This window comes from Brevundimonas sp. TSRC1-1 (assembly GCF_049898245.1).
GTDB lineage: Bacteria > Pseudomonadota > Alphaproteobacteria > Caulobacterales > Caulobacteraceae > Brevundimonas > Brevundimonas mediterranea_A.
On sequence record NZ_JAFCXI010000002.1, the window covers coordinates 33892 to 57097 of the forward strand.

The window sequence follows — 23206 nt, forward strand, 5'->3', positions numbered from 1 at the left end:
ATCAACACGTCCTGACCTGCCCAAAACCGAAAGACGCCCATGACACTGCCCGCCTCCGCGCCGCTCCATCCGGACGCAATACGTGAGGTTCTGATCGTCGGCGGCGGCACGGCGGGATGGATGACCGCAGCCGCAATGACGCGTCTGCCGGCCGGAATTCGTGTTCGTCTGATCGAGTCCGAGGAGATCGGATCGGTCGGCGTCGGGGAAGCCACCATTCCTCCTCTTGTCACCTTCAACGCCATGCTCGGCATCGACGAAGCGAGCTTCATCAAGGCGACCCAGGGCACGTTCAAGCTCGGCATCGAATTCGTCGATTGGGGCCGACAGGGCGATCGCTACATGCATCCGTTCGGCGAGGTCGGGATGGATATGGAAGGGCTGAAGTTCCACCAACACTGGCTGCGACAGGCGCAGGGCGGCGACCCGACCCCCATTGAGGACTATTGCCTTTCGGCCGTCGCCGCACGCCTGGGACGCTTCACGCCCGCCAGCAGCGATCCCCGGACGGTGCTGGCCAGCCTGCGGCACGCCTATCATTTCGACGCGGCCCTTTACGCTGGCTTCCTGCGTCGCTTCTCCGAAGCGCGCGGCGTGGAGCGTGTCGAAGGCAAGGTCGTCGGCGTCAGTCTTCGGGATTCCGACGGCTTCATCGAGTCGGTCCGCCTTGCGGACGGCCGGCGACTGGACGCGGACCTGTTCATCGACTGCAGCGGCTTCCGGGGCCTCCTGATCGAGGAGGCGCTCGCCGCCGGATACGAGGACTGGAGCCATTGGCTGCCCTGTGATCGCGCCCTGGCCGTTCCTTCAGCCAATACGGGCCCGCTTACCCCCTTCACCCGCGCCACTGCGGATCGCGCCGGCTGGCGCTGGCGCATCCCGCTCCAGCAGCGCACCGGCAACGGTCATGTCTACGCGAGCGCGTTTACGACCGACGAGGACGCCCGGGCGTCACTGCTCGCCGGGCTAGAGGGCGAGCCGCTCGCAGAGCCGCGCCCCCTGCGTTTCACGACAGGACGCCGCCGTCGCCAGTGGGTCAGGAACTGCGTCTCCCTGGGCCTGTCATCGGGCTTTCTCGAGCCGCTGGAATCCACCAGCATCCATCTGATCCAGAGCGGGATATCAAGGCTGATGGCCCTGTTCCCGACCCGGCGGTTCGATCCCGTCCTGATCGACCAATTCAACCGCCTGTCCCAGACCCAGTTCGAGCAGGTGCGGGACTTCATCATCCTGCATTACAAGGCGACCCAGCGAGACGACACGGACTTCTGGCGGCATGTCGCAGCCATGGACGCGCCCGAGTCCCTCGAGCGCCGCATCGCGCTTTTCAGGGCCGGCGGACGCTTCATGCGCGACGGCGACGAACTCTTCAGCGAGGCGAGCTGGGTCGCGGTCTTCACCGGCCAGCATATCCTGCCGCAAGATCACGACCCGCTCGCCGACGGCGTTCCCTACGCCGCCATGGCCCGCAAGCTCGCAGGTCTGCGCGGCATTATCCGAAAGACGGCCGAGGCGATGCCGACCCACGAGGCCTTCATCGCACGCTGTTGTCAGCCCTCCGCCTGATCTAGCCGGCCGGGCAGATCGCGTCGCCTTCATTGGCCGCCAGACGGATTTCGGACACCGACAGGGTCAGGGCGCCGGCGGTCTCGATCTGGAACGGGGTATCGACGGCGGTCAGATCCGCGCCGGCGTCACGGAAGCAACTCAGGCGAACCTTGAGGCTGCGCCATTCGCCCAGGGGCGCAGCGCCGAGGATTGCGGACATGTCCACGCGCCCCTGGCCGACAGACAGCGCGACCGAAGAAGCAGGTGCGGCGTCCACCCGGTAGCGGAAGGACAGGGCCATCTCGCCGTTGGCCTGACGGCTGACATCGATCGGCGTGCCCCAAATCTTGGCGCTGCCCGCGCCGGCGCCGGAAAAGGCAAACTGCTGGCCGCTCTCCTGCGCCAGGTCATCGACGGGGCGGACCGAAACGGCGTCTCGCGGGCTGGTCGCCGCCTGTACAGAACCAGGCTTGTTCTGGCCGCCGGCGTCCGCAAGCATCAAGGCCCAGGGCGCGACATAGCGGCCGTCGACGAAGTAGCGGTCGACACTGCCGATCTCGCCCACGACGCCGCTCTCTTCCGACAAGACGCCGACCCGACCGCCCTGCGCATAGGTCAGGCCGTAGCCATAGGCGAACTGGGGATCATAGCCGGGCTGGCCGACATTCAAGGGCTCGCCCCTCGCGTCCTTGGGCCAGCTGAACGACAGCTTGCCGTTGAAGTCGGTGCGCGGCTTGCCCGCGGCATCTCCGATCAGGACGTCGGCTACGCCCCCGCCTTCCGTCCCCGGCAGCCAGGCGGCCACGAAGGCGTCCGAGGCGTTGATCTCCGGATTGGTCCACATCGGCCGCCCGGACAGGAAGACCGAGACGGTGGGAATCCCCGCTGCTTTCAGGCGCTTCAGCGTCTCCAGCGGTTCGATCGGCAGGAAGTCCAGCGTGTCGACGTCGCCCTGGAACTCGGCATAGGGGGTCTCGCCGAAGACGACGATCGCCACGTCTGGCTTTTGGGTGAAGGCGCCGTCAGGGCTGAGCGTCGCCTGACCGCCGCCGGCGGCGACCGCCTCCTGGATACCGCCCCAGATCGACTGACCGTTGGGGAAGTCGGCGTTGGTGTTCCCGGTCCCCTGCCAGGTCAGGGTCCAGCCGCCCGAAGCCTGGCCGATGTCGTCGGCATGGCCGGCGACCAGGACCCGCGCACCCGAGCGGATCGGCAGGACGGCGCCTTCGTTCTTCAGCAGCACCAGCGACTTGCGCACCGCCTCGCGGGCGATGGCGCGGTGGGCCGGGGAGCCGAGCTCGTTCAAACGGCCTTCCATAGGGCGTTCGTCGCTGAACAGGCCGGTCTTGACCTTGACCCGAAGAATGCGCCGCACGGCCTCGTCCAGACGCGCCGTCGGAATCTCGCCGGACCGCACCTGGGCCAGGGTGTTCTGATACAGAGGCTTCCAGCTATCCGGCGCCATAAGCATGTCGATGCCGGCGTTGACGGCCAGGGCGCAGCTCTCGTTCGAACAGCCGGGCAGTTGCCCATGAGCGTTCCAGTCGGACACGACGAAGCCGTCAAAGCCCAGCGGCCCGCGCAGGACGTCGGTCAGGATCGTCTCGTTGCCGGAGTGTTTGACGCCGTTCCAGCTGGAGAAGCTGGCCATGATCGACAGGACGCCGGCGTCGATGGCCTGGGGATAGCCGCCGAGATGGACGTCGATCATCTCCCGCTCATGCCCCTGGAAATCGCCCTGGTCCTTGCCCTCGAAGGTGCCGCCGTCGGCCAGGAAATGCTTGGCCGACCCGGCGATATGGCCCGCAGCCAGGGGCCGGTCTGCGGAAAGATCGCCCTGCAGACCCAGCGTCATCGGCGCCGCATAGGCGCGCTGAACTTCCGGATTTTCCGCGTAGCCCTCATAGGCCCGCCCCCAGCGATCATCGCGCGGCACGGCCAGGGTCGGCCCGAAGGTCCAGTCCGCGCCGGTCACGGCGACTTCCAGCGCCGTGGCCTGGCCGATCCGGCGGATCAGGTCCGGATCCCGCGCCGCACCCAGGCCGATATTGTGCGGAAAGATGGTGGCGCCGACGACATTGTTATGCCCATGAACGGCGTCGATGCCGTAAATCAAGGGTACGACCGTGCCCTTGCGTTGGGCGTTGGCCGCCCGGAACGCCTGCGCCAGTTCGACCCATTTCCCGGCCGAGGCGCGCTCGTCGCCCCCCGGGGAAGAGTTCCCTCCCGCCAGGATCGACCCCAGCGGATAGATCAGCAGGTCCTCCGGCTTGATGGAAGCAATGTCGGCCTGGATCATCTGACCGACCTTCTCCTCGACCGTCATCCGCCCCAGCAGATCGGCGACAAAGGCCTCAGTCGCCGCGTCGGTCATGGCGGCGGGCGACGCCGCGTGCGGCCAGAGCGCGGGATCGGCGTGCGCCTCAAGGGCGACTGCATTCTTTTCCTGAGCCAAGGCCGCCAGTGGGCTGCAGGCGAGCATAGGAACCGCAAGGACAAGCGTGATCAGGGAGGCGGCGTTGCGCATGGTGAGGCCCACAGAGGAAGAGAGCGCCCGCCGCGAGCCCAACAGGATTGCCGCGCAACAGGCTTCAAGGTTTTCGGTTGAGACATCGATCGGCGCGGATCATACGCACCACCGCTTGAGGGAGGTCGGCTGAATCCAGAGGTCTCCCCGGCGCTCTCGTCCGTCTCGAAGAAAGGGTCCACGGATTTGACAGCGCTGTCAAGACGAGGATGGATATGTGGCGCTCCGCTCGCGCAGGAATCTCCCCAGCCTAGGCCGCGCCCGTCGATCTCCGCACGATAAGTTCGTAGGGAACGATCAGGCATCCCTCCAGGGACTGCTTCAGCGCCTCGTCCTGGACACCCGAGATCACCGGCATCAAATGCCGCGCCGCGATTGCGGCCATCTCGGAAACGGGCTGGCGGATGGTGGTCAGCGCCGTCGTACCGAACATGGCGGCCGGCGTATCGTCGAACCCGGCCACGGAGATATCCTCAGGCGCCCGAACGCCACGCGCCGCAGCGCCCTGCAGCACGCCGAGCGCGGTGTCGTCGTTGCTGGCGAAGATCGCGGTCAGCCCGAGGCCGGCGCCCAGGAAGGCGTTGATCGCCGAGACGCCGGACTGGAAGGTGAAATCGCCGTACGCGACTGCGCCGTCCGCGACGGACAGGCCGTTGTCCGCCATCGCGGACAGAAAGCCGTCGAGACGACGCCGGCTGGCGACATAGGCGACGGGGCCGGTGACGAAACCGATCCGACGGTGGCCCAAGGCGATAAGGTGCGCCGTCATGTCGTAGGCCGCCTGCCGCTCATCCATGGCGATGCAGACCCCCCGCTGGAGGTCACGCTCGGGTCCGATGCGCGCATAGGCGACGCCGGCTTCGTCGAGCACATCCAGCACAACGGGGTGATCCGAGTTCGGCGGCGTCAGGATGACCCCTTGAGGTCGGATGGAGGTCAGCAGGGCCGAAAGATCCCTGCCGAGGCTTTCGGACGCATAATCCACCAGTTCGATCATCAGGTGATGGTCTGTGCGTCGCACCTCCATAAGGGCGCCCATTTCGAGCCGGCTGAGGTAATCATTGCCCCGGCCGCTCCGCCAATGCTCGATCGTCAGCTCGGCGTCCACCAGCGCCGCGATGATCGATGAGGAGGCGCCCGCGAGGCTGCGGGCCGACAGACTGCGCCGATAACCCAGACTCTCGACCGCAGCCATCACACGATCGCGCAGACCGGGGGTGACGTTGGCCTCGCCGTTCAGGACCCGAGACACGGACTTGATCGAGGCGCCCGCTGCGGCGGCCACGTCATAGATGGTGGCTCTCGCCATGCCGCTCCCCATCGCGCGAGCCTCCCTGACCAGACAGATCACTGCGCTCGGGCGTCACCGCATCCCTAATCCCGAGACGGCCCCTTTCGCAACCGCTCTCGGGCGTCCGCCGCGATCGCATCGCCGGATCGTTCCCGTGGCCGACGATTTAGGGGGGCGGAGTCCAAATTGTTGACGACAGCGCTGTCAAAGCTGTTTGATACGTATCGACGATCTTTCGCGAATGGATACCGATGTCCCGCCCAAGTCCTGCTTCACAGGTGATCTGTTTCATCGCGGCCGTGATGGCGTGCTGCCTCGTCATTCTTGCGATCAGTGGTCCGGCGCTCGCGTCCGCATCGTCGCAGGCGCCTACCGCTCGCCGAGCGGCGGATGAGATGGGCAAGGGATTCAATCTGGGCCAGATGTTCGACGCCGGCCAACACCCGCCGACGCTGGAGGCCGCCCGGGGCAAGATCGACGCCTACTATGACCGCGGCTTCCGCGTCGTCCGGATCCCCGTGACCTGGACGGAAGTCGTCGACGGCGGGACCCTGGCGGACCCGGACACCGGCGCCATTGATCGGGACGCCGAACGACTTGCGGCGCTGACAGCGGTCATCGACTACGCGCTCGCCAAACCCGGCCTCTACGTCGTGATCAACGCTCACCACGAAACCCGGCTGAAGGACGGCATGCGCGCCGACGTCCTCGAGCGACTCTGGTCGGATATCGCCAGCCTGTACCGCGACCGGGACCACAGGCTGGTCTTCGAAATCCTCAACGAGCCCCATTTCAGCAATCACGACGCGATGCCTGCGGACCGTCTGAGGGAAATGACCGGGCGCGCCTACAGGCGAATCCGGGCGAACGACCCCGAACGTGTGATCCTCATCGGCGGAAATCAGTGGTTCGGCGCCGACGAAATGGCCAAGACTTGGCCCGATCTCGAGGAGGTCGGCGGAGGGCGAGACCCCTACCTGATGGCGACCTTCCATCACTATAATCCCTGGACCTTCAACGGCGACAATCAGGGCGACTACGCCGATCCCTGGACCGAAGCCGACATTCACGGACCGATGCAGGTCATGGCAGAGTGGGCAGGCTCGACCGGACAAGGCATGCCCGTGTTCATCGGCGAATGGGGCGTCGGCTGGCACAGCCGATTGGCCGCCATGGACTGCAACAACATCCGGCTGTGGTACGCCCGGTTCAACGCGCACCACGCGGCCCCGCTCGGCATGCCTACCGCGGTGTGGGACGATGGAGGCTGGTTCCAGCTCTACGACCATGAGAAGGAGGCCTTCAGCAGCAATCTCATCGACTGCATCGACGGCCAGTGTCGCTGGACGGGATCCGACCGTTTCAACGCGGATTGCGCATGATCCTAGGCGCCTAGAGCGTCCCCAGCGGCGCGACCGTTGAGCGGCGCGCGCCTTCCCAACGGATTCATCGTCGATGTGAAGGGCGATGAACTCACCTTTGCACCGACGTGAACGCGCCGCCGAAGGGACTTCTATGTGCGGATCGAAGCCATTTTTCGGGTGCAAAGAGAGTGCAGTGAGAGGTCGTTAAGAGGCCAAACCGTCGAAAAAACGCGTAGAAGCGTCGGCGACCAACATCTCAGACCACCTGAAACCACACAAAATGTCGATAAATCAATCACGTCGACTGTCCGTAGCCCCGATGATGGACTGGACCGACCGTCATTGCCGGGCCTTCCATCGCGTCCTGACGGCGCGCGCCCTGCTCTATACGGAGATGGTCACTGCGCCGGCCGTCCTGCATGGCGATCGGGATTATCTGCTGGGCTTCGATGCGGTCGAGCATCCGGTCGCCCTGCAACTGGGCGGTTCAAACCCGATGGAACTGGCCGAGGCGGCCAAGGTGGGCGAGGCCTATGAGTATGACGAGATCAATCTGAACGTCGGCTGTCCGTCGGATCGGGTCCAGTCCGGCAAGTTCGGCGCCTGCCTGATGCGCGAGCCGGAGCTGGTGGCCGACTGTATGGCGGCGATCCGATCGGCGGTGTCGATCCCGGCCACGGTCAAATGCCGGATCGGCGTCGATGATCAGGAGCCGGAGGTCAGCCTGTTCGCCACGGTGGACGCCTGCGCCGCCGTGGGGATCGAGGTCTTCATCGTCCATGCGCGCAAGGCCTGGCTGCAGGGTCTGTCGCCCAAGGAAAACCGGGACGTGCCGCCGCTGGATTATGATCTGGTGCGCCGGCTCAAGCGCGAACGGCCGCATCTGAACATCTCCATCAACGGCGGGATCGCCAATCTGGACGAGGCCGAGGCCCATCTGGCCGAGACGGACGGGGTGCGCCTGGACGGCGTCATGCTGGGCCGCGCGGCTTATCACGAGCCGGCCATCCTGGGTCAGGCCGACCGCCGACTGTATGACGCCGACACGGCGGACGTGGACGCCTTCGCGGCCCTCGACCGCTACCGGCCCTATATCGCCGCCCGGCTTGAGGAGGGGGTGCGCCTGCCCGCCATCACCCGGCATATGCTGGGCCTTATGCACGGCCGTCCCGGCGCGCGGGCCTTCCGCCGCATCCTGACGGTCGAGTCGATCCGGGCGGACGCGGGGCTTGAGGTGCTGGACAGGGCCGCAGAGGCGGTGCGCGAGGCCGAGGCGCGTCGCGAAGAGGCCGCCTGAAGGTCGATAAAAGGCGTCGTGTTTTCCTGTAGTTGGAAACTCGGCGGCGCGCTGGGGCGACCCCATGGAGCGCCGCGCCCCTTTCTAGCCACAAGTTAACGCGACAAACCGGGCGCCGGCGGCGTTGGGAGCCGGCGCTTCAATGAGCAAACCGGATGATCGGCGCTTCCGCTGCCTTCGCCATGATGTGGGCCGCCATGTCCTCGCTTTCGAGCGGACCGGTCCCCTACAATGTCGCTGTCGCGGCGGATGCAGCCAGGGTTGAAACCCCGGCGCCCGAGATCGGTTCCACCGACGCCTCGCCCGAAATCGCCTCCGATCTGGACGCCGCCCAGGCCGAGCTGATGGCCGGCGATCCGGACTGGCGCGCTTCGGCCCGCCTCTATCACGCAGGCGGCGGCGGGGCGACGGGCAATGATTCCCTGGGTTGCCGCCCCATCGCCATGCGCACCGTCGCGGTCGATCCGCGCGTCATTCCCCGCCGCACCAAACTGTTCATCCGCGAGACGGTCGGCCTGCGCCTGGCCGACGGTTCGATCCACGACGGCTACTGGTACGCCTCCGACACCGGCGGCGCGATCAAGGGCCAGAAGATCGATCTCTACACCGGTCATGGCCGGAGCTCGATGGCCCAGGCCCGTCGCCTGAACATGCAGACCCTGACCATCGCCGACGCGGGCCGTTTCGACGGCTGCCCCCCGGCCTGGGAAAACGCCTCCAACTAAATCGCAGCCGCGACGAAAAACGCCGGCGCGCCTCGCGGCCGCCGGCGTCTTCGTGTCTGCGGTTCGGGCTGACCCTATTCCAGTTCGCTGACCTTCAGCGTCGACTGCACCATGTCGTCGCCATAGGTCCCGACCCAGACGTCATAGCGTCCGGCCTGGGGATTAGTGATCAGGACCTTGGGGTTCACGCCGCCGCCGCTGTCGTCATCGCAATACCAGCGTCCGTTCGGCGTATTGATCAGAAGCGTGGTGTCCTCGGACGCCTCGACCAGGAAGGTCAGGTCCAGATCGCCGGGCTCGAAGAAGACCTGATAGTCCGCCGCCGCGCTGACCTTGCCCTCGCACCCCGACTTGGCCGCAGAGGCCGGGATCGACCCGCCCGCCAGGATCGCCTTCTCATGGGGATCGGGCGTGAAGCCCGAACGCAGCCTCACCGAGCCGAAATTGGGCTCCAGGTCCGCATCCGGCGCCCCTGCGGCGCTCGTCTCCGACCCGCCCAGTTCGCTGATCTCCAGCGTCGACTGGACCATCCCGTCGTTATAGGTGCCCAGCCAGATGTCGTACCGCCCGCTTTGCGGGTTCGAGATCAGCACCTTCGGATTCAGGTCGCCGCCGCTGTCGTCGTCGCACAGCCACTGTCCGCTGGGCGTATTGACCAGAAGCGTCGTGTCCTCGGACGCGACCGCGCGGACGGTCAGATCCAGATCGCCGGCCTCGAAGTTCAGCTGCAGATCCGGCGCGGCGCTGACCGACCCCTCGCATCCCGACTGGGCGGCCGAGGCGGGCACGGAGCCGCCGGCCAGAATGGACTTGGTCCAGGGATCCGGCGTGAAGCCGGTCTCCAGCGTGACCTCGCCATAGTTCGGATCGAGGGTGAAGTCCGGCTTGGCGCCGCTCTTCTGTGCGAGGCTGACGCCGGGCGCGAACGCGAGCGCGGCGCCAGCGACGATGGCGATGATCTTCATGGGGTCGATGTCCCTGCCCTGCGGCCTCCCGCCGCGGAGCGAACATATCCGCTTCCCGGCCACGGCACAGCTTCAAATCTCAGGGATCGCTAAAAACGACGCCTGCCCGTGACGGTCTCGAAGAACAGGCGGAAGTCGCCCATCAGGCTCCACAGCGGATACTGGAAGGTCGCGGGGCGGTTCTTCTCGAAGAAGAAATGCCCGACCCAGGCGAAGCCGTAGCCGATCAGCGGCATGGCCAGCAGCCACCAGGGATTCAGCGTCAGCAGGAAGCCGACGAAGGCCAGAATCACCAGACCGGTGCCGACCACATGGATCCGCCGGCAGGTCCGGTTGGAATGTTCGTGGATGTAATAGGGATAGAAGGCCTCGAACGAGGCGTATCGACCCTGGGGTTCGGGCGGCGCGTTCATGGGCGGAGGGTGCGCCTCCGCCCATGATCAGGCAAGCCCTAGGCCTTGGGCTTGAATCCGGCCTTCTTGAAGCCCGGCTTGGCCTTGAACGGCTTCTTGGCGAACGGCTTGTCGCCGGCCGCGTTCGAGCGCGGGTTCTCGCCGCCGGCGTCGGCCTTGGGCGCCCAGGGTTTCTTCTTGAACGGCGGGCGGGCGTCGCCCTCGCCGCTGTCGGCGCGCTTGTACGGCGTCTTCTTGAACGGGCGGTCGCCGTCTTCACGACGCGGCTTGCCGGCGCCGGCGAACTTGCCCGCCTTCATCGAGCCGGGGGTCGGGGCTTCCGACGCCGTGATCTTGACCTCGTCGTTCGAGGCGGCGACGGCCTCGCGGAAGGCCTTTTCATGGGTCTTGGCGATCTCGAACCGGGTCTCTTCCGGGAAGGTGCGGATGGCGCCGATCTGGGGCTTGGAGATGCCGCCGATGCGGCAGATCAGCGGGATCAGCCATTTGGGGTCGGCGTTCTTGTTGCGGCCCACGTCCAGGCGGAACCAGACCACATCGTCCGCGCCCAGGCGGTCGCCCGGCCAGGGCTGGGCGGCCGTGCCGTCTTCGTTGCGCACGGTGCGCTCGCGCTTGACGGGGCTGCGATCCGAGCCCGGATCAGACAGTTCTTCCGGCGCAGGCTGCTCCTTGCGCAGCAGACGCACCAGGGCGGCGGCGATCTCGTCGGGCGTGCGTTCGGCGATCATCCGCTTGGCGACGATCATGTCCTCGTCGGACACGTCGGCCTCGAAGAACTCGGGCGACAGCAGACGGCCTTCATCGGCCTTCCTGATTTCGTCGAAGGTCGGGGCGCCGGACCAGACGGCGTCGATGCCGGCCTCGTCCATCAGACGCTCGGCCTTGCGGCGGCGCGAGTGCGGCACCAGCATCACGGACACGCCCTTCTTGCCCGCCCGGCCCGTCCGGCCCGAACGGTGCAGCAGGCCGGCGCGGTTCATCGGCAACTCGGCGTGGATGACCAGGCCCAGGTCGGGCAGGTCCAGACCGCGCGCGGCCACGTCGGTGGCGACGCAGACACGAGCCCGCCCGTCACGCAGCGCCTGAAGCGCGTCGGTGCGTTCGCGCTGGCCCATCTCGCCCGACAGGCTGACGGTGGAGAAGCCGCGCTCCAGCAGCGAGGCCTGGAGGTGGCGCACGGAATCCCGCGTCGAGCAGAACACCATGGCGCGCGGCGCCTCGTACCAGCGCAGGGTGTTGACCACTGCGTGTTCGATCTCGTTGGGGGCGATGCGATAGGCGCGGTATTCGATGTCGGCGTGCTGACGCGACTTGTCCGTCGCGTCGATGCGCACCGCGTCCTTCTGGTAGCGCTTGGCCAGGGTGACGATCTCGCGCGCGATGGTGGCCGAGAACAGCAGGGTGCGGCGTTCGGCCGGCGCATGGTCGAGGATGAACTCCAGGTCCTCGCGGAAGCCCATGTCCAGCATCTCGTCGGCCTCGTCCAGGACGGCGACCTTCAGCTCGGACAGGTCCAGGTTGCCCCGGTCGATGTGGTCCTTCAGGCGGCCGGGCGTGCCGACGACGATATGGACGCCGAAGCCCAGGGCGCGCGCTTCACGACGCGCGTCCATGCCGCCGACGCAGGTGGCGATCTTGGCGCCGGAGTCGGCGTACAGCCATTGCAGCTCGGCCGCGACCTGCATGGCCAGTTCCCGCGTCGGGGCGATGGCCAGGCACAGGGGGGCGCCGCCCGGACCGAAGATCGGCTTGTCGCCCAGCAGGGTCGGGGCCGCGGCCAGACCAAAGGCGACCGTCTTGCCCGAACCGGTCTGGGCCGAGACCAGCAGGTCGCGTTCGGCGTATTCGCCTTCCAGGACAGCGGCCTGAACCGGGGTCGGCTCGGCATAGCCCTTGTTGACGAGAGCGCGGTCGAGCGCGGGATGGACGGCGGGAAAGGGCATCGGCTACCTGGGACAACGGACAAGGCGGTCATCGAAACGACCGCGCCCGGCCGAGGACAGTCCTCAGGCCGGGCGAGTAATGCCGCTCTATACACGGATAAAGGCGCGAGCGGGGCGAAAAACGCCGTTCACCACGACGCCCCGCTCAAGAACGACCCCGGATCAGACCTTGAACGACAGGAAACCGTCGTCCACAGCCACCGTCGAGCCATTGATGGCCGAGGCCGCGTCGCTGAACAGGAAGGCCACCACGCTGGCGACCTTTTCGGGCTGAATCAGTCGATTATGCATATGCTGGGCGGCCAGGGGGGCCTTGGCCGCCGGGTCGTCGCCCAGGATCGGGGTGTCGATGAAGCCCGGCGCCACGCCGACGACCCGGATGCCGTATTCGGCCAGTTCCAGCGCGCCTGATCGGCTCATCGACACCACGGCGGCCTTGGCGGCGTTATAGTTGAAGCTGCCGCGCGCGGCGATGGAGCCATAGATCGAGGCCGTGTTCACGAAGGCGCCCTTGGCGCCCAGCGCGACCATCTTCTTGGCCCCGTAGTACAGGCCGTAATAGACGCTGTGCTGATCGACCTCGATCACCTTCAGATAAGAGGCGGGGTCCATCTCCAGGAAGGGCTTCACCAGGCCAATGCCCGCATTGTTGAACATGCCGTTCAGCGTGCCCAGTTTCTCGACCGCGAACTCGACCAGGGCTTCGACCTCCTCCGCCTTGGAGACATCGACCTTGTAGGCGAAGGCCTTGCCGCCGCGGTCCTGTGTCAGGGCCCCGACCTCTTTCGCCACGGCCTCGGCGCCGTCCAGGTTGAAGTCGGCGACGATCAGGTTCGCCCCCTTCTCGGCCAGGGCCAGACAGGCCGCTCGCCCGATGCCGCTGGCTCCGCCCGTGACGATCAGGGCTTGATCCTTCAGTTCCATGGCGAGGGTCTCCTTCAATAGACAGGACACCGGATATGGAGGCGCCGGGCCGGGATGAAACCCGATCCGCGAGATTTCGTCGTTCACCCTGTTTGTTTCCCGGGCGTTGACGGAGAGCCTTCAGACTGCAGGGCTGAAGGAGACCGTGATGCAGGTTATGCCCATCGCCGCCGGCGGAATGATGAACGCCCAGTCCCGCTTCGTAGCCAGTGCGCGTCGCACCGCGACCGCGCCTCTCGACAACCTCGCCGTCGAGGCGGTCGAGCGTATTCAGGCCAAGACCGCCTTTACCGCCAACGCCGCCGTGATCCGCACCGCCGACGACATGAGCGGAACCCTGCTGGACATGCTGGCCTGACGGTCGCCGGCGGCGGTCCCCCGGTCTAGAATTCTTCCCAGCCGTCCGCCGACGGCGCCGCCTGCGCCTTGGGCGCCGCGCCGCCGCGCCCAAGGGTCTTCAACGCCGCCGCCATATGGGGCGCCCGCGCTGGCGCTGAGGCCTGAGCCTGAGGCGGCGTCGATGCGCGCGCCGCCGGGGCGCCGACCTGGAATTGCGCCACCGACGCCTGCAGCGCCTCGGCGTCCTGAGCCAGAGACTGGCTGGCGGCGGTCGATTGCTCGACCATCGCCGCGTTCTGCTGGGTGACCTGGTCCATCTGGTTCACGGCCGTGTTGACCTCGGCCAGACCCAGGGCCTGCTCCTGGGCCGAGGCCGAGATTTCCGTGACCAGGGCGTCGATTTCGGCCACCCGATCCACGATCCGTTGCAGGGCCTCGCCGGTCTGACCGACCAGTCTGACGCCCGAGCCGACCTGGTGGGTCGAGGTCGAGATCAGGGTCTTGATCTCCTTGGCTGCGTCGGCCGAACGCTGGGCCAGGGCCCGCACTTCGGAGGCCACGACGGCGAAGCCGCGACCGGCTTCGCCTGCGCGCGCCGCCTCGACCCCGGCGTTCAGGGCCAGCAGATTGGTCTGGAAGGCGATCTCGTCGATGACGCCGATGATCTGGCTGATCTGCTCGGAGGAGCCTTCGATCGCCTGCATGGCCGAGACGGCGTCGCGAACGATAATGCCCGAGGTTTCCGCATCGCCCTTGGCGGCCTGAACCACGTCCGAGGCCTGGCGGGCGCCCGAAGCCGTCTTCTTCACCGTGGCGGTGATCTCGTCCAGGGCGGCGGCCGTTTCCTCCAGGCTGGCGGCCTGTTGTTCGGTGCGACGCGACAGGTCGTCGGCGGCCTGCGAAATCTCGCCGGCGCCCGAGCGGATGCTGGCCACATTGCCGACCACGACCGACACGGCCTGCTGCAACTGGGCGATGGCGGCGTTGAAATCCGACTTCAGCTGTTCGGCGCGCGGGGCGACCTCTGCGGTGAACCGGTGGGTCAGGTCGCCGTTGGACATGGCCGCAAGCCCCTGGCCCAGAGCCGTCAGGGCGACACGATCCTCTTCGGCGATGCGCGCCTTCTCGGCTTCGTTGGCGCGATGTTCGGCCTCGTTGATGGAACGCTGAGACTGGGTCTCGGCCTCCAGCCGGATCTTCTCGGCCGCATTGTCGCGGAAGGTGCCGACCGAGGCGGCCATGCGGCCGATCTCGTCGCCACGCCCCTGGGCGGGAATGACGACCTTCAGGTCGCCGGCGGCCAGTTGATCCATGGCGCGTGTCATGGCCACGATGGGCTGGCTGAGCGCCCGCACGAGCCACAGGGTCATGGCCCCCGCCACCAGCAGGGCCAGCACCCCGCCGATCACCAGGGCGGCGTAGCCGCTGTTGAAGGCCGTGCGCTTCTCGGCGTTCTTGCGGGTCAGCACGCCCTGCGTCTGATCGTCGATCGACTTCACGGCGGCGCGGACATCGGTCAGGCGGGCTGTTGTGGTCAGTTGCGACACCGCCTGCGGCCGCTGGGCCGGATCGCGGGCCAGGTCCATCAGGGCCTGGGACTGCTGGTTGAAGGCGGCGGCCGCCGCCGTCATCGCATTGAACCGACCGGCGTCGACGCCGTCGCTTGTCTTCAGAGACTGGACAGCCTGACCGAAGGCCGTCTTCGATTCAGCGTATTTCGTCAGGGATTCCGCCTCGCCCGTCGCCACATAGGAGCGCATGGCGTTCTGCTGTTCCACGGCGGCGGCCAGGGTCCGGTCGGCGGCCCGGCTGATCTGGGTGGCCGATCGTTCGGCGTCGTCAGATCGCTGCAGGGAGACCAGGCTGAACAGGACCACCAGGGTGGCCACACCGCAGGCGCTCATCATGGCGCCCAGGGCGATCATGAGTTTGATGGAAATAGACAAGGACTTGAGCACGTCCGCCTCCAAAGCAACCTGAGAAGGCTGTGCTAAGGCTCAGGTGTTACCAAACCTTGCTAAGGCCACGCTTTCCGTCGCTTTTTCCGGGAGGTGGAAGAAGTCGATGAACCGCTCGAACACCCCCTGGTCTCCGTCAATCGTCATGTCCGCCGCCAGGGTCGAGAGCGGAGCCTTGCCGTAGACGGCGGCGGCGAGCAGCGGCGGCCGGGTCGTCACCGTCACGTCCGCGCCCGCGATCTGGCCGCGCTGCGCCTGAAGACGACCTTCGGACACCGTCACCTGGAAGCTCTCGTCGTCGAAGATGAAGCCGAGCGCCATGGCGGCCTTCCCGGCCCGGCCGGCGTCGAACATCGTCTTGAACGACAGCATGATCGAGACGGCGCTGATCGGCAGCGTCGGATCATGCGCCGGCGACCGTGCGGCCCAGCGGCCCAGAACCAAAAAGACCGGTTCGATCTCATACCCCCAGTCCGTCAGCTCATAGACCTGCACCGAGGCCGGCGGCGGCAGCTTGCGGCGACGCACCACGCCCGCCGCCTCCAGTCCCTCCAGCCGCTGCGTCAGCACATTGGCCGACAGGCCGCAGAGATCCTTTCTCAGATCACCGAACCGACGCGGCCCCATCATCAGTTCACGCACCACCAGAAGCGCCCAACGCTCGCCCACCAGATCCAGCCCGTGCGCGGCGCCGCACGCGTCGTGATACCGCCGACCCAACTTGGTAGTTACTTTTTCTAACTTCATGGTTGACTGTTCTAATCTCACGCGGCACGGTTAGCAAACATAGGGAGAGGAGAGACGTATGACCCAGCTGATTTTCATCAATCTGCCCGTCGCCGACCTGAACCGGTCCATCGCCTTCTATGAAGCGGTCGGCGCCACGAAGAACCCGATGTTCAGCGACGATACCGCAGCCTGCATGGTCCTGTCGGACGTGATCCACGTCATGCTGCTGACCCACGACAAATGGCGCACCTTCACCGATCGGGCGATCCCCGACGCCCGCGCCTCGGCCCAGATGCTGCTGTGCCTGTCGCGCGACAGCCGCGAGGCGGTGGATGCGGTGGTGGCCCAGGCCGGGGCGGCCGGCGGAACGGCGGACCCCAACAAACCTCAGGACTACGGCTTCATGTATGGCCGCAGCTATGCGGACCCGGACGGCCACATCTGGGAGACCATGTGGATGGATCCCGCCGCCGCCGCCGGCCCCGAAGCCTTCGCCGCCCATGAACTGACGCCCGTCTGACAGGAAGGCCGATATGTCCGACCACTTCGAACTCGGCGTCACCCGCCTGATCCAGGCCTCGCCCGAAGCCGTGTGGAAGACCTATGTCGAGCGGACAGGCGAATGGTTCTGCCCCCGGCCCTGGACCACGCCCGTCGTCGATTGGGACCTTCGCCCCGGCGGCCGCGCCAATGTGGAGATGCGGTCGCCCGCGGGCGAGCGCCACGCCTATTCCGGCGTCTTCCTGGAGGTGGTCCCCGGCCGTCGGCTGGTCTCGACCGGCGCGCTGACCGAGGGCTGGCTTCCGCAGGCGGGCGAGATGAACTTCGTCCGGATCGACACCTTCGAACCCGAGGGCGAAGGCACACGCTATGCCGCCGTCGCCCGGCACTGGGATGAAAAGGCGATGCAGGCCCACCGCGCCATGGGCTTCGAACAGGGCTGGGGCGCCGTCGCCGACCAACTGGCCGAACTGGCCGAAAACAACAGCTGAGGAGGACGACCATGACCTATGTGACCGGCTTCGTGACCCCGGTGAAGACGGCGGACAAGGACGCCTATCTGAGGTGCGCCCAGGCCGCCGCGCCCATCTTCAAGGAGTTCGGCGCCCTGGCTGTCGTCGAGAACTGGGGCGTCGATATTCGCGACGGCAAGCACACCGACTTCAAGATGGCGGTGAAGCTTGAGCCCGACGAAACCGTGGTCCTGTCCTGGATCATCTGGCCGGACAAGGCGACCGGCGACGCCGCCGAGAAGAAGATGATGGAGGACCCGCGCTTCCACGAGATGGAGATGCCCTTCGACGGCAGGCGGATGGTCGTCGGCGGCTTCGAGACGATCTTCGAAGCCTGAGGTCGGTCGCCCTCCGCGACCGTCCGTTCACCCCGTTGCAATATCTTCGCGGCAGACTTGGTCTTCCACGGGGAAGCTGCCCATGCTGAGCGGTCAGACGACGGACATCGCCACATTCGATGTAGCGCAGTTCTGTCAGGCGGTCGAACATTCGCCCATCGGCACGGCCGTATTCGGGCTGGACGGCGTCTGGCTGAACGGCAACGCCGCCCTGCGTCGCTTCCTGGGGTACAGCAGCGACGAACTCAGGACGGTCAATTTCCGGGACGTGACCCATCCCGACGATCTGGACGCCGATCTCGTCCTGTTCGAACAACTGACCTCCGGCCGCATCCCGTCCTACGAGATCGAGAAACGCTATATCCGCAAGGACGGCGGCGTCGCCTGGGCGGCTCGCACCGTCTCCCTGGTTCGCAGCGCGGCGGGCGAGCCCCTGTTCTATATCTCTCACGTTCAGGACATCGCCGGCCGCAAGGCGGCGGAAGCCGAGCGGCTCAAGCTGGCCGACCGGGCCACCCTGGCCGCTCGCGCCGCCCATATCGGAATCTGGGAACTGGACCTGAACACCAACGCCCTGTCGTGGTCGCCGGAGATGTTCGACCTCTTCCTCACCCCGGCGCCGGACGTCCTGGATCTGGCATTCTTTATCAGTTTCGTTCTGGAGGATGATCGCGAAACGCTCCAAAGAGACACCGCCGCCGCCCTGAACGGCCTTCTGCTGGACACCGAGTTCCGCATACGCCGGACGGACGGAGAGATCCGGCACATCAAGGGATTCGGCAGCCTGGAACGTGGCGTCGACGGCGCGCCGGACAGGCTGGTCGGCGCCAACTGGGACGTCACGGAAATGCGGCGGCTCGCCGAACGGGCCGAGGCGGCCAGTCGCGCCAAGTCCCAGTTCCTCGCGGTGATGAGCCACGAAATCCGGACGCCCATGAACGGCATACTCGGCATGACCCAGGCCATGCAGGCCGATCCCCTGCCGGCCCTGCAACGCGAACGTCTGGACATTGTCGCCGAGTCCGGCGCCGCCTTGCTGACCATCCTCAACGACATCCTTGACCTGTCCAAGGTCGAGGCCGGCAAGATGGAGCTGGAAAGCGTGGCCTTCGATCTGGGGATACTGCTGGGCAATCTCCGCTCGACTTACGCGTCCACCGCCGACGATCAGGGCCTGATCCTGGCGCTGGATCTCGGCGACGCCTCCGGCCTCTATCGCGGGGATCCGACCCGCCTGCGGCAGATCCTGTCGAACCTGATCTCCAACAGCCTCAAGTTCACGGCTCAGGGCCGCATCGACATCGCTGCGCGCCGCGACGGCCAGACCCTGGTCCTGACCGTCGCCGACACAGGCGTGGGCATGACGACCGAGGTCATCGCGCGCATCTTCAATCCGTTCGCCCAGGCCGACGCCTCGACCACGCGCCAGTTCGGCGGCACGGGACTGGGCCTGTCGATCGTGCACGAATTGACCCGGCTGATGCAGGGCCGGATCGACGTCGACAGCCGGCCGGGCGAGGGGTCCCGTTTCACCGTCGTCCTTCCCCTGCCCTGGCTCGGCCCAGCGGTCGGAACGCCCGCCCCGTCCGCCTCCGACGTCAGACAGGGCGACGCCGGTCTGCGGGTTCTGGCCGCCGAGGACAACGCCATCAACCGCCTGGTCCTGCAAACCCTGCTGGGTCAATTCGGCATCGAGCCGACGATCGTCGAAAACGGCGCCCAGGCGGTCGAGGCCTGGCTGGGCGGCGATTGGGACATGGTCCTCATGGACGTGCAGATGCCGGTCCTGGACGGTTTCGGCGCCGCCCGCGCCATCCGCGAACGCGAGGCCGCCCAGGGTCTGCCCCGTACTCCGATCATCGCCCTGACCGCCAACGCCATGCCGCATCAGCGCGACGAGTGCCTGGCCCATGGCATGGACGCCGTCGTCGCCAAACCCATCGACGTCCGCGCCCTGATCTCGGCCCTGGAAACGGTGGGCCAAAAGGGCGCGCATCTGACGGAAAGCGGCCGCGCCACCGCCTGATCAGCCCCGGGCCGCCTTGAGGTTCCGGGTCAGCGTCTTGCGGCGCGCGCCATAGGCCTGTTCCAGGTCCGCCCGCTTCGCCTTCAGTGCTTCAAGCTGATCGTCGAGGGACGACGAAGCGGCCTGATGGTCGGCGTCCAGCCGGTCCAGCTCGGCTTGCAGTCTTTCGAACTTCGCACGCCGGGCTTTCGACGGTCCTGAAGCCTTCGGCCTGGCCGCCTTTCCGATCTTGCCGACATCGATCGCCAGGCCGCGCTCGATCACCTCGCCGGGCGCCGCCAGGGCGGCGTCATGGTCGGGGCCGCCGCTCAGTTGGCTGGCCAGGCCCGTGGCGAACAGGTCCTGCTTCGACCCCCAGGCCTCCAGCGCCTTGGGGCGCGAGCTGGCGGCGACGGTGAAGGCGTGAAATCCGTCCGACCAGGTAAAGACCTTCAACCTCGGCGCCATGCGTCTGTCCCTGACCGGGCGGACGCCGGAATGGCTCGCCGCCTAACGGCAGAAACGCGTGTCGGTGGCTTCCAGATGCAGATGGTCGAAATGCACCGCATTATAGTCGGGGCTCAGGGTCGTGCCGAAGATGCGGCAGGCGTCGTCGCGGATGCGGCGCAGGAAACGGGCCTCGGGCGCGTCGCCGTTCCAGTCGTTCGTGACCGTGATGCGCCGCCCGTCGCGCAGCCGCACCCCGGCGAAATCCAGCGCGGCCGCCTGGGCGTGGGCGCTGATCCGGCTGGACCCCGCGCCATTGTTCACATTGCGACAGGCGTAGGCCCCCATATGGTCGATCTGGACCACGTCCGACCCCAGAATCTGGCGCGCCGCCGGCTCCAGCGACTGCCGCCGCCAGATGCTCAGGGCCAGGGCCGTCTGGCAGGTCATCTGCACATCCCCCGGCGCCATCCGCGCCACCGTGCCCATGTCGGCGCCCAGCACCCCGCCCTGTCTCAGGCCGCAACTGGCGCTGTTGGTTCGATCCGGGGCGGGGCTGAACGTCACGCGCGCGGCGCTCAGTTCGGCCAGGCATCGCCCCAGGTCCGCGCCCACGCGCACCACCGCCCCCTGGGTTCCCCCATCGACGGGCCGGTCGATCAGCCCCCCGACCAGGGGCGCAGGCGTCCGTCCCGGATAGGGCGACGGCCGCAGCGGCTCGGGCGCGCGCCGCACGCAGCCGCTCAGGATCAGCAGGACCGCCAGACCGACCGACACACGCATCATCAGGACATTGGAAGCCATCGCTCGAATCCTATCCGATTCCCGATGGCGCGTCGGTCACGAGGCGGAGAGCCGCCTATCGCCGTTCCGGCGATGCGCCGGCCGCGCGACACCGATCCGAACAGAACCGCACCTGATCCCAGTCCCGCGCCCACTTCCTGCGCCACGCGAACGACAGGCCGCAGGCGACGCAGCGCTTTTTGCGGCAGGTCGGCCTTGTCGGGCGCGCAGCCCAGATTGACGTGTTTTCGACCCATGCCGTTTCGCCACGAAAAAGGGCGGCCCCGTCGGAGCCGCCCCTGATCGTCTTCAGCTGTCCAGAAAGGATCGCAGTTTGCGCGACCGCGACGGGTGTTTCAGCTTGCGCAGCGCCTTGGCCTCGATCTGACGGATCCGCTCGCGCGTCACCGAGAACTGCTGGCCGACTTCCTCCAGCGTGTGGTCGGTGTTCATGCCGATGCCGAAGCGCATCCGCAGCACCCGTTCCTCGCGCGGCGTCAGCGACGCCAGCACGCGGGTGGTGGTCTCGCGCAGGTTCGACTGGATGGCGGCGTCGATGGGAAGGACGGCGTTCTTGTCCTCGATGAAGTCGCCCAGGTGGCTGTCTTCCTCGTCCCCGATCGGGGTTTCCAGCGAGATCGGCTCCTTGGCGATCTTCAGGACCTTGCGCACCTTCTCCAGCGGCATGGCCAGCTTCTCGGCCAGTTCTTCCGGGGTCGGCTCGCGGCCGATCTCGTGCAGCATCTGGCGGCTGGTGCGGACGATCTTGTTGATCGTCTCGATCATGTGCACGGGGATGCGGATGGTCCGCGCCTGGTCGGCGATCGAGCGGGTGATCGCCTGACGGATCCACCAGGTGGCGTAGGTCGAGAACTTGTAGCCGCGGCGGTACTCGAACTTGTCGACCGCCTTCATCAGACCGATGTTGCCCTCCTGGATCAGGTCCAGGAACTGCAGGCCGCGGTTGGTGTATTTCTTGGCGATGGAGATCACGAGGCGCAGGTTAGCCTCGACCATTTCCTTCTTGGCCTGACGGGCCTCGCGCTCGCCCTTCTGCACCGTCTGGACGATGCGGCGATAGTCGTCGATCGGCAGGCCGGCTTCCAGGGCCACGGCGGCGACGTCGGCGCGGATGGTGGCGATCTGGCTGGCTTCGTTGTCGCTGAACTTGGTCCAGCGCACGCCCTGTTCCTTGATCCGCTCGGTCCAGGTCGGGTCCAGTTCGGCGCCGAAATAGGCCTTCAGGAACTCAGGCCGCGAAATGCCGTAGCTGTCGGCCAGGCGCAGCAGACGGCCTTCCAGACCGATCAGGCGTTTGTTGATCGCATAAAGCTGCTCGACCAGGGCCTCGATACGGTTGTTGTTCAGCTTCATCGTCTTCAGACGATCCGAGATGGATTTCGTCAGCGTCTGATAGGCCTTGGAGTCCTTGGCGCTCAGCACCTCGCCCTTCAGGCGGGTCTGGACCAGCTTGTCCTGCAGGCCCCGGAACTCGCTGAAGTCGGCGGCGATGAGGTTCAGCACCTCCATCACCCCATCGCGCAGCTCGGCTTCCAGCGCCGACACGGACATGCCGCCGCCGTCGTCGAAATCATCGTCATCGTCGTCGTCTGACTCGGGCTTTTCTTCAGCGGCCGGCTTTTCTTCGGCCTCTTCTTCCTCTTCCGCCTCGGGCTGGACGGCGCCGGGCAGGGACGAGGGGTTCAGCACGCCGTAGGTGGCGTCAAGGTCGATGACCTCGCGCAGCAGGATGCGGTTGTTCTCCAGCTCGTCACGCCACACCATGATGGCCTCAAAGGTCAGGGCGCTTTCGCACAGACCCGAGATCATGGCGTCGCGACCGGCCTCGATCCGCTTGGCGATGGCGATTTCGCCCTCGCGGCTCAGCAGTTCGACCGAGCCCATTTCGCGCAGATACATCCGCACCGGGTCGTCGGTGCGGTCATAGGCGGCCTTGGCGGGCGCCTCGGCGACGGCGGTTCCGGCGGCGGCGGCGACGTCGGTGGACTGCTGCTCCTGCGCGTCCTCCTCGGCCTCGACGACGTTGACGCCCATTTCGGACAGCATGGCCAGGGTGTCTTCAATGGCGTCCGGCGTGACTTCCTCGGACGGCAGGACCTTGTTCAGCTCCTCCATCGTCACATAGCCGCGCGCCTTGGCCTGTTTGATGAATTTCTTGACGCCGGCGTCAGTCAGATCGAGCAGGGGGCCGTCGGTCGTAACCTCGGCGTCCTGCGTCTCGGTCTGTGCGTTCATAGTCAGTTCGTCTCCGGCCGGAGGGGGTGATCAATCCACCCCGGCGAAAAATACAATGCCTGGCGAGGCGTAAGGTTACGCGCCCACTCTGTCTTCCCAAGTCGTTCCGGCTTTGATCGCACGGCGAAGCATGTTCCGCGCGGCCTTCCGCCGACGAAACGCTCCATCCTCGCCCGGGGCGCATCACGCGCCTGGGCTGAGGCGCCCGCCAACCCATCCAAACCAGGAGGTTGGAACGTCGAACGCCTGCGACCATCGGACCCTTGCCTCGGCGAGGGGCGCATTTGCGGCCAGGAATGGCGCGTCGGGCTTTGCCGCCGCCTTCTCGACCTCGCGCACTA

At 66.8% G+C, this 23206-nt stretch carries 21 protein-coding genes; 9 read left to right on the plus strand and 12 right to left on the minus strand.

Annotation, left to right across the window (positions count from 1 at the left end; all coding sequences use genetic code 11):
- Window positions 1-39 precede the first annotated feature (39 nt).
- The gene (locus ACP7CK_RS06155; protein WP_426025450.1) at window positions 40-1566 is read left to right on the plus strand and encodes a tryptophan halogenase family protein; all 1527 of its coding nucleotides are present in this window, start codon (window positions 40-42) and stop codon (window positions 1564-1566) included.
- A gap of 1 nt (window position 1567) precedes the next feature.
- On the opposite strand, the gene ACP7CK_RS06160 is transcribed toward ACP7CK_RS06155, so the two are convergent.
- The gene (locus tag ACP7CK_RS06160; protein ID WP_426025451.1) at window positions 1568-4075 is read right to left on the minus strand and encodes a glycoside hydrolase family 3 protein; all 2508 of its coding nucleotides are present in this window, start codon (window positions 4073-4075) and stop codon (window positions 1568-1570) included.
- Window positions 4076-4325: 250 nt separating this feature from the next.
- Window positions 4326-5384: a LacI family DNA-binding transcriptional regulator gene (locus ACP7CK_RS06165; protein WP_008259295.1), complete on the minus strand. Its 1059-nt coding sequence runs from the start codon at window positions 5382-5384 to the stop codon at window positions 4326-4328.
- Window positions 5385-5644: 260 nt separating this feature from the next.
- Here ACP7CK_RS06165 and ACP7CK_RS06170 point away from each other — a divergent pair, with 260 nt between their 5' ends.
- The 3 genes from ACP7CK_RS06170 (at window position 5645) to ACP7CK_RS06180 (ending at window position 8752) form a co-directional block, all read left to right on the plus strand.
- A complete protein-coding gene (locus tag ACP7CK_RS06170) occupies window positions 5645-6748 on the plus strand; it encodes a glycoside hydrolase family 5 protein (protein WP_008263268.1) in 1104 nt (367 codons plus the stop codon).
- A 262-nt stretch (window positions 6749-7010) separates the two neighbouring features.
- Window positions 7011-8027, plus strand: coding sequence for a tRNA dihydrouridine(20/20a) synthase DusA (gene dusA, locus ACP7CK_RS06175; protein WP_426025452.1), 1017 nt, complete (start codon window positions 7011-7013; stop codon window positions 8025-8027).
- A 155-nt stretch (window positions 8028-8182) separates the two neighbouring features.
- The gene (locus ACP7CK_RS06180) at window positions 8183-8752 is read left to right on the plus strand and encodes a 3D domain-containing protein (protein ID WP_426025453.1); all 570 of its coding nucleotides are present in this window, start codon (window positions 8183-8185) and stop codon (window positions 8750-8752) included.
- A gap of 74 nt (window positions 8753-8826) precedes the next feature.
- On the opposite strand, the gene ACP7CK_RS06185 is transcribed toward ACP7CK_RS06180, so the two are convergent.
- The 4 genes from ACP7CK_RS06185 to ACP7CK_RS06200 form a co-directional block, all read right to left on the minus strand.
- A complete protein-coding gene (locus ACP7CK_RS06185; RefSeq protein WP_426025454.1) occupies window positions 8827-9717 on the minus strand; it encodes a hypothetical protein in 891 nt (296 codons plus the stop codon).
- Window positions 9718-9806: 89 nt separating this feature from the next.
- Window positions 9807-10130, minus strand: a complete 324-nt coding sequence (locus ACP7CK_RS06190; protein ID WP_008260771.1) for an Mpo1-like protein — start codon at window positions 10128-10130, stop codon at window positions 9807-9809.
- A gap of 38 nt (window positions 10131-10168) precedes the next feature.
- The gene (locus ACP7CK_RS06195; protein WP_426025455.1) at window positions 10169-12073 is read right to left on the minus strand and encodes a DEAD/DEAH box helicase; all 1905 of its coding nucleotides are present in this window, start codon (window positions 12071-12073) and stop codon (window positions 10169-10171) included.
- A gap of 162 nt (window positions 12074-12235) precedes the next feature.
- The gene (locus ACP7CK_RS06200; RefSeq protein ID WP_372705849.1) at window positions 12236-12997 is read right to left on the minus strand and encodes an SDR family NAD(P)-dependent oxidoreductase; all 762 of its coding nucleotides are present in this window, start codon (window positions 12995-12997) and stop codon (window positions 12236-12238) included.
- A gap of 148 nt (window positions 12998-13145) precedes the next feature.
- On the opposite strand from ACP7CK_RS06200, the gene ACP7CK_RS06205 reads away from it, so the two are divergent.
- Window positions 13146-13355: a flagellar basal body rod C-terminal domain-containing protein gene (locus ACP7CK_RS06205; protein WP_035306812.1), complete on the plus strand. Its 210-nt coding sequence runs from the start codon at window positions 13146-13148 to the stop codon at window positions 13353-13355.
- A gap of 25 nt (window positions 13356-13380) precedes the next feature.
- On the opposite strand, the gene ACP7CK_RS06210 is transcribed toward ACP7CK_RS06205, so the two are convergent.
- The gene (locus tag ACP7CK_RS06210) at window positions 13381-15261 is read right to left on the minus strand and encodes a methyl-accepting chemotaxis protein (RefSeq protein WP_426025893.1); all 1881 of its coding nucleotides are present in this window, start codon (window positions 15259-15261) and stop codon (window positions 13381-13383) included.
- Window positions 15262-15333: 72 nt separating this feature from the next.
- Entirely contained in the window at window positions 15334-16041 is a 708-nt protein-coding gene (locus ACP7CK_RS06215; protein WP_035307803.1) for a winged helix-turn-helix transcriptional regulator, read from the minus strand.
- 58 nt (window positions 16042-16099) lie between these two features.
- On the opposite strand from ACP7CK_RS06215, the gene ACP7CK_RS06220 reads away from it, so the two are divergent.
- The 4 genes from ACP7CK_RS06220 (at window position 16100) to ACP7CK_RS06235 (ending at window position 19400) form a co-directional block, all read left to right on the plus strand.
- A complete protein-coding gene (locus ACP7CK_RS06220; RefSeq protein ID WP_426025456.1) occupies window positions 16100-16543 on the plus strand; it encodes a VOC family protein in 444 nt (147 codons plus the stop codon).
- A 13-nt stretch (window positions 16544-16556) separates the two neighbouring features.
- Entirely contained in the window at window positions 16557-17015 is a 459-nt protein-coding gene (locus ACP7CK_RS06225; RefSeq protein WP_426025457.1) for an SRPBCC family protein, read from the plus strand.
- An 11-nt stretch (window positions 17016-17026) separates the two neighbouring features.
- Window positions 17027-17374, plus strand: a complete 348-nt coding sequence (locus ACP7CK_RS06230; protein WP_035307799.1) for a DUF1428 domain-containing protein — start codon at window positions 17027-17029, stop codon at window positions 17372-17374.
- Window positions 17375-17456: 82 nt separating this feature from the next.
- On the plus strand, window positions 17457-19400 hold the full coding sequence (locus ACP7CK_RS06235) for an ATP-binding protein (protein WP_426025458.1): 1944 nt from the start codon (window positions 17457-17459) through the stop codon (window positions 19398-19400).
- Here ACP7CK_RS06235 and ACP7CK_RS06240 read toward each other — a convergent pair whose 3' ends face one another.
- From ACP7CK_RS06240 to rpoD, 4 genes are read right to left on the minus strand one after another with little or no spacing between them, the layout of a single operon-like run.
- Window positions 19401-19847 carry a hypothetical protein gene (locus tag ACP7CK_RS06240; RefSeq protein ID WP_426025459.1) on the minus strand — a complete coding sequence of 149 codons (447 nt, stop codon included), beginning with the start codon at window positions 19845-19847 and terminating at the stop codon, window positions 19401-19403.
- Between the two features lie 42 nt (window positions 19848-19889).
- Window positions 19890-20630 carry an extensin family protein gene (locus ACP7CK_RS06245; RefSeq protein WP_426025460.1) on the minus strand — a complete coding sequence of 247 codons (741 nt, stop codon included), beginning with the start codon at window positions 20628-20630 and terminating at the stop codon, window positions 19890-19892.
- Window positions 20631-20685: 55 nt separating this feature from the next.
- Window positions 20686-20937 (minus strand): DUF2256 domain-containing protein, encoded by a 252-nt coding sequence (locus ACP7CK_RS06250; RefSeq protein WP_426025894.1) that lies wholly within the window; start codon window positions 20935-20937, stop codon window positions 20686-20688.
- Window positions 20919-22865 (minus strand): RNA polymerase sigma factor RpoD, encoded by a 1947-nt coding sequence (gene rpoD / locus ACP7CK_RS06255; protein WP_008262412.1) that lies wholly within the window; start codon window positions 22863-22865, stop codon window positions 20919-20921. Before rpoD ends, ACP7CK_RS06250 begins: the two co-directional genes overlap by 19 nt.
- Between the last annotated feature and the right edge of the window lie 341 nt (window positions 22866-23206).

What these genes read in the sequence shown, in the direction of transcription:
- ACP7CK_RS06245 (WP_426025460.1), bottom strand. Translation starts at nt 20,630, where the DNA reads ATGGCTTCCAATGTCCTGATGATGCGTGTGTCGGTCGGTCTGGCGGTC.
- ACP7CK_RS06220 (WP_426025456.1), top strand. Translation starts at nt 16,100, where the DNA reads ATGACCCAGCTGATTTTCATCAATCTGCCCGTCGCCGACCTGAACCGG.
- ACP7CK_RS06210 (WP_426025893.1), bottom strand. Translation starts at nt 15,261, where the DNA reads ATGATCGCCCTGGGCGCCATGATGAGCGCCTGCGGTGTGGCCACCCTG.
- dusA (WP_426025452.1), top strand. Translation starts at nt 7,011, where the DNA reads ATGTCGATAAATCAATCACGTCGACTGTCCGTAGCCCCGATGATGGAC.
- rpoD (WP_008262412.1), bottom strand. Translation starts at nt 22,865, where the DNA reads ATGAACGCACAGACCGAGACGCAGGACGCCGAGGTTACGACCGACGGC.
- ACP7CK_RS06195 (WP_426025455.1), bottom strand. Translation starts at nt 12,073, where the DNA reads ATGCCCTTTCCCGCCGTCCATCCCGCGCTCGACCGCGCTCTCGTCAAC.
- ACP7CK_RS06160 (WP_426025451.1), bottom strand. Translation starts at nt 4,075, where the DNA reads ATGCGCAACGCCGCCTCCCTGATCACGCTTGTCCTTGCGGTTCCTATG.
- ACP7CK_RS06190 (WP_008260771.1), bottom strand. Translation starts at nt 10,130, where the DNA reads ATGAACGCGCCGCCCGAACCCCAGGGTCGATACGCCTCGTTCGAGGCC.
- ACP7CK_RS06165 (WP_008259295.1), bottom strand. Translation starts at nt 5,384, where the DNA reads ATGGCGAGAGCCACCATCTATGACGTGGCCGCCGCAGCGGGCGCCTCG.
- ACP7CK_RS06205 (WP_035306812.1), top strand. Translation starts at nt 13,146, where the DNA reads ATGCAGGTTATGCCCATCGCCGCCGGCGGAATGATGAACGCCCAGTCC.
- ACP7CK_RS06155 (WP_426025450.1), top strand. Translation starts at nt 40, where the DNA reads ATGACACTGCCCGCCTCCGCGCCGCTCCATCCGGACGCAATACGTGAG.
- ACP7CK_RS06230 (WP_035307799.1), top strand. Translation starts at nt 17,027, where the DNA reads ATGACCTATGTGACCGGCTTCGTGACCCCGGTGAAGACGGCGGACAAG.
- ACP7CK_RS06200 (WP_372705849.1), bottom strand. Translation starts at nt 12,997, where the DNA reads ATGGAACTGAAGGATCAAGCCCTGATCGTCACGGGCGGAGCCAGCGGC.
- ACP7CK_RS06215 (WP_035307803.1), bottom strand. Translation starts at nt 16,041, where the DNA reads ATGAAGTTAGAAAAAGTAACTACCAAGTTGGGTCGGCGGTATCACGAC.
- ACP7CK_RS06240 (WP_426025459.1), bottom strand. Translation starts at nt 19,847, where the DNA reads ATGGCGCCGAGGTTGAAGGTCTTTACCTGGTCGGACGGATTTCACGCC.
- ACP7CK_RS06185 (WP_426025454.1), bottom strand. Translation starts at nt 9,717, where the DNA reads ATGAAGATCATCGCCATCGTCGCTGGCGCCGCGCTCGCGTTCGCGCCC.
- ACP7CK_RS06225 (WP_426025457.1), top strand. Translation starts at nt 16,557, where the DNA reads ATGTCCGACCACTTCGAACTCGGCGTCACCCGCCTGATCCAGGCCTCG.
- ACP7CK_RS06180 (WP_426025453.1), top strand. Translation starts at nt 8,183, where the DNA reads ATGATCGGCGCTTCCGCTGCCTTCGCCATGATGTGGGCCGCCATGTCC.
- ACP7CK_RS06235 (WP_426025458.1), top strand. Translation starts at nt 17,457, where the DNA reads ATGCTGAGCGGTCAGACGACGGACATCGCCACATTCGATGTAGCGCAG.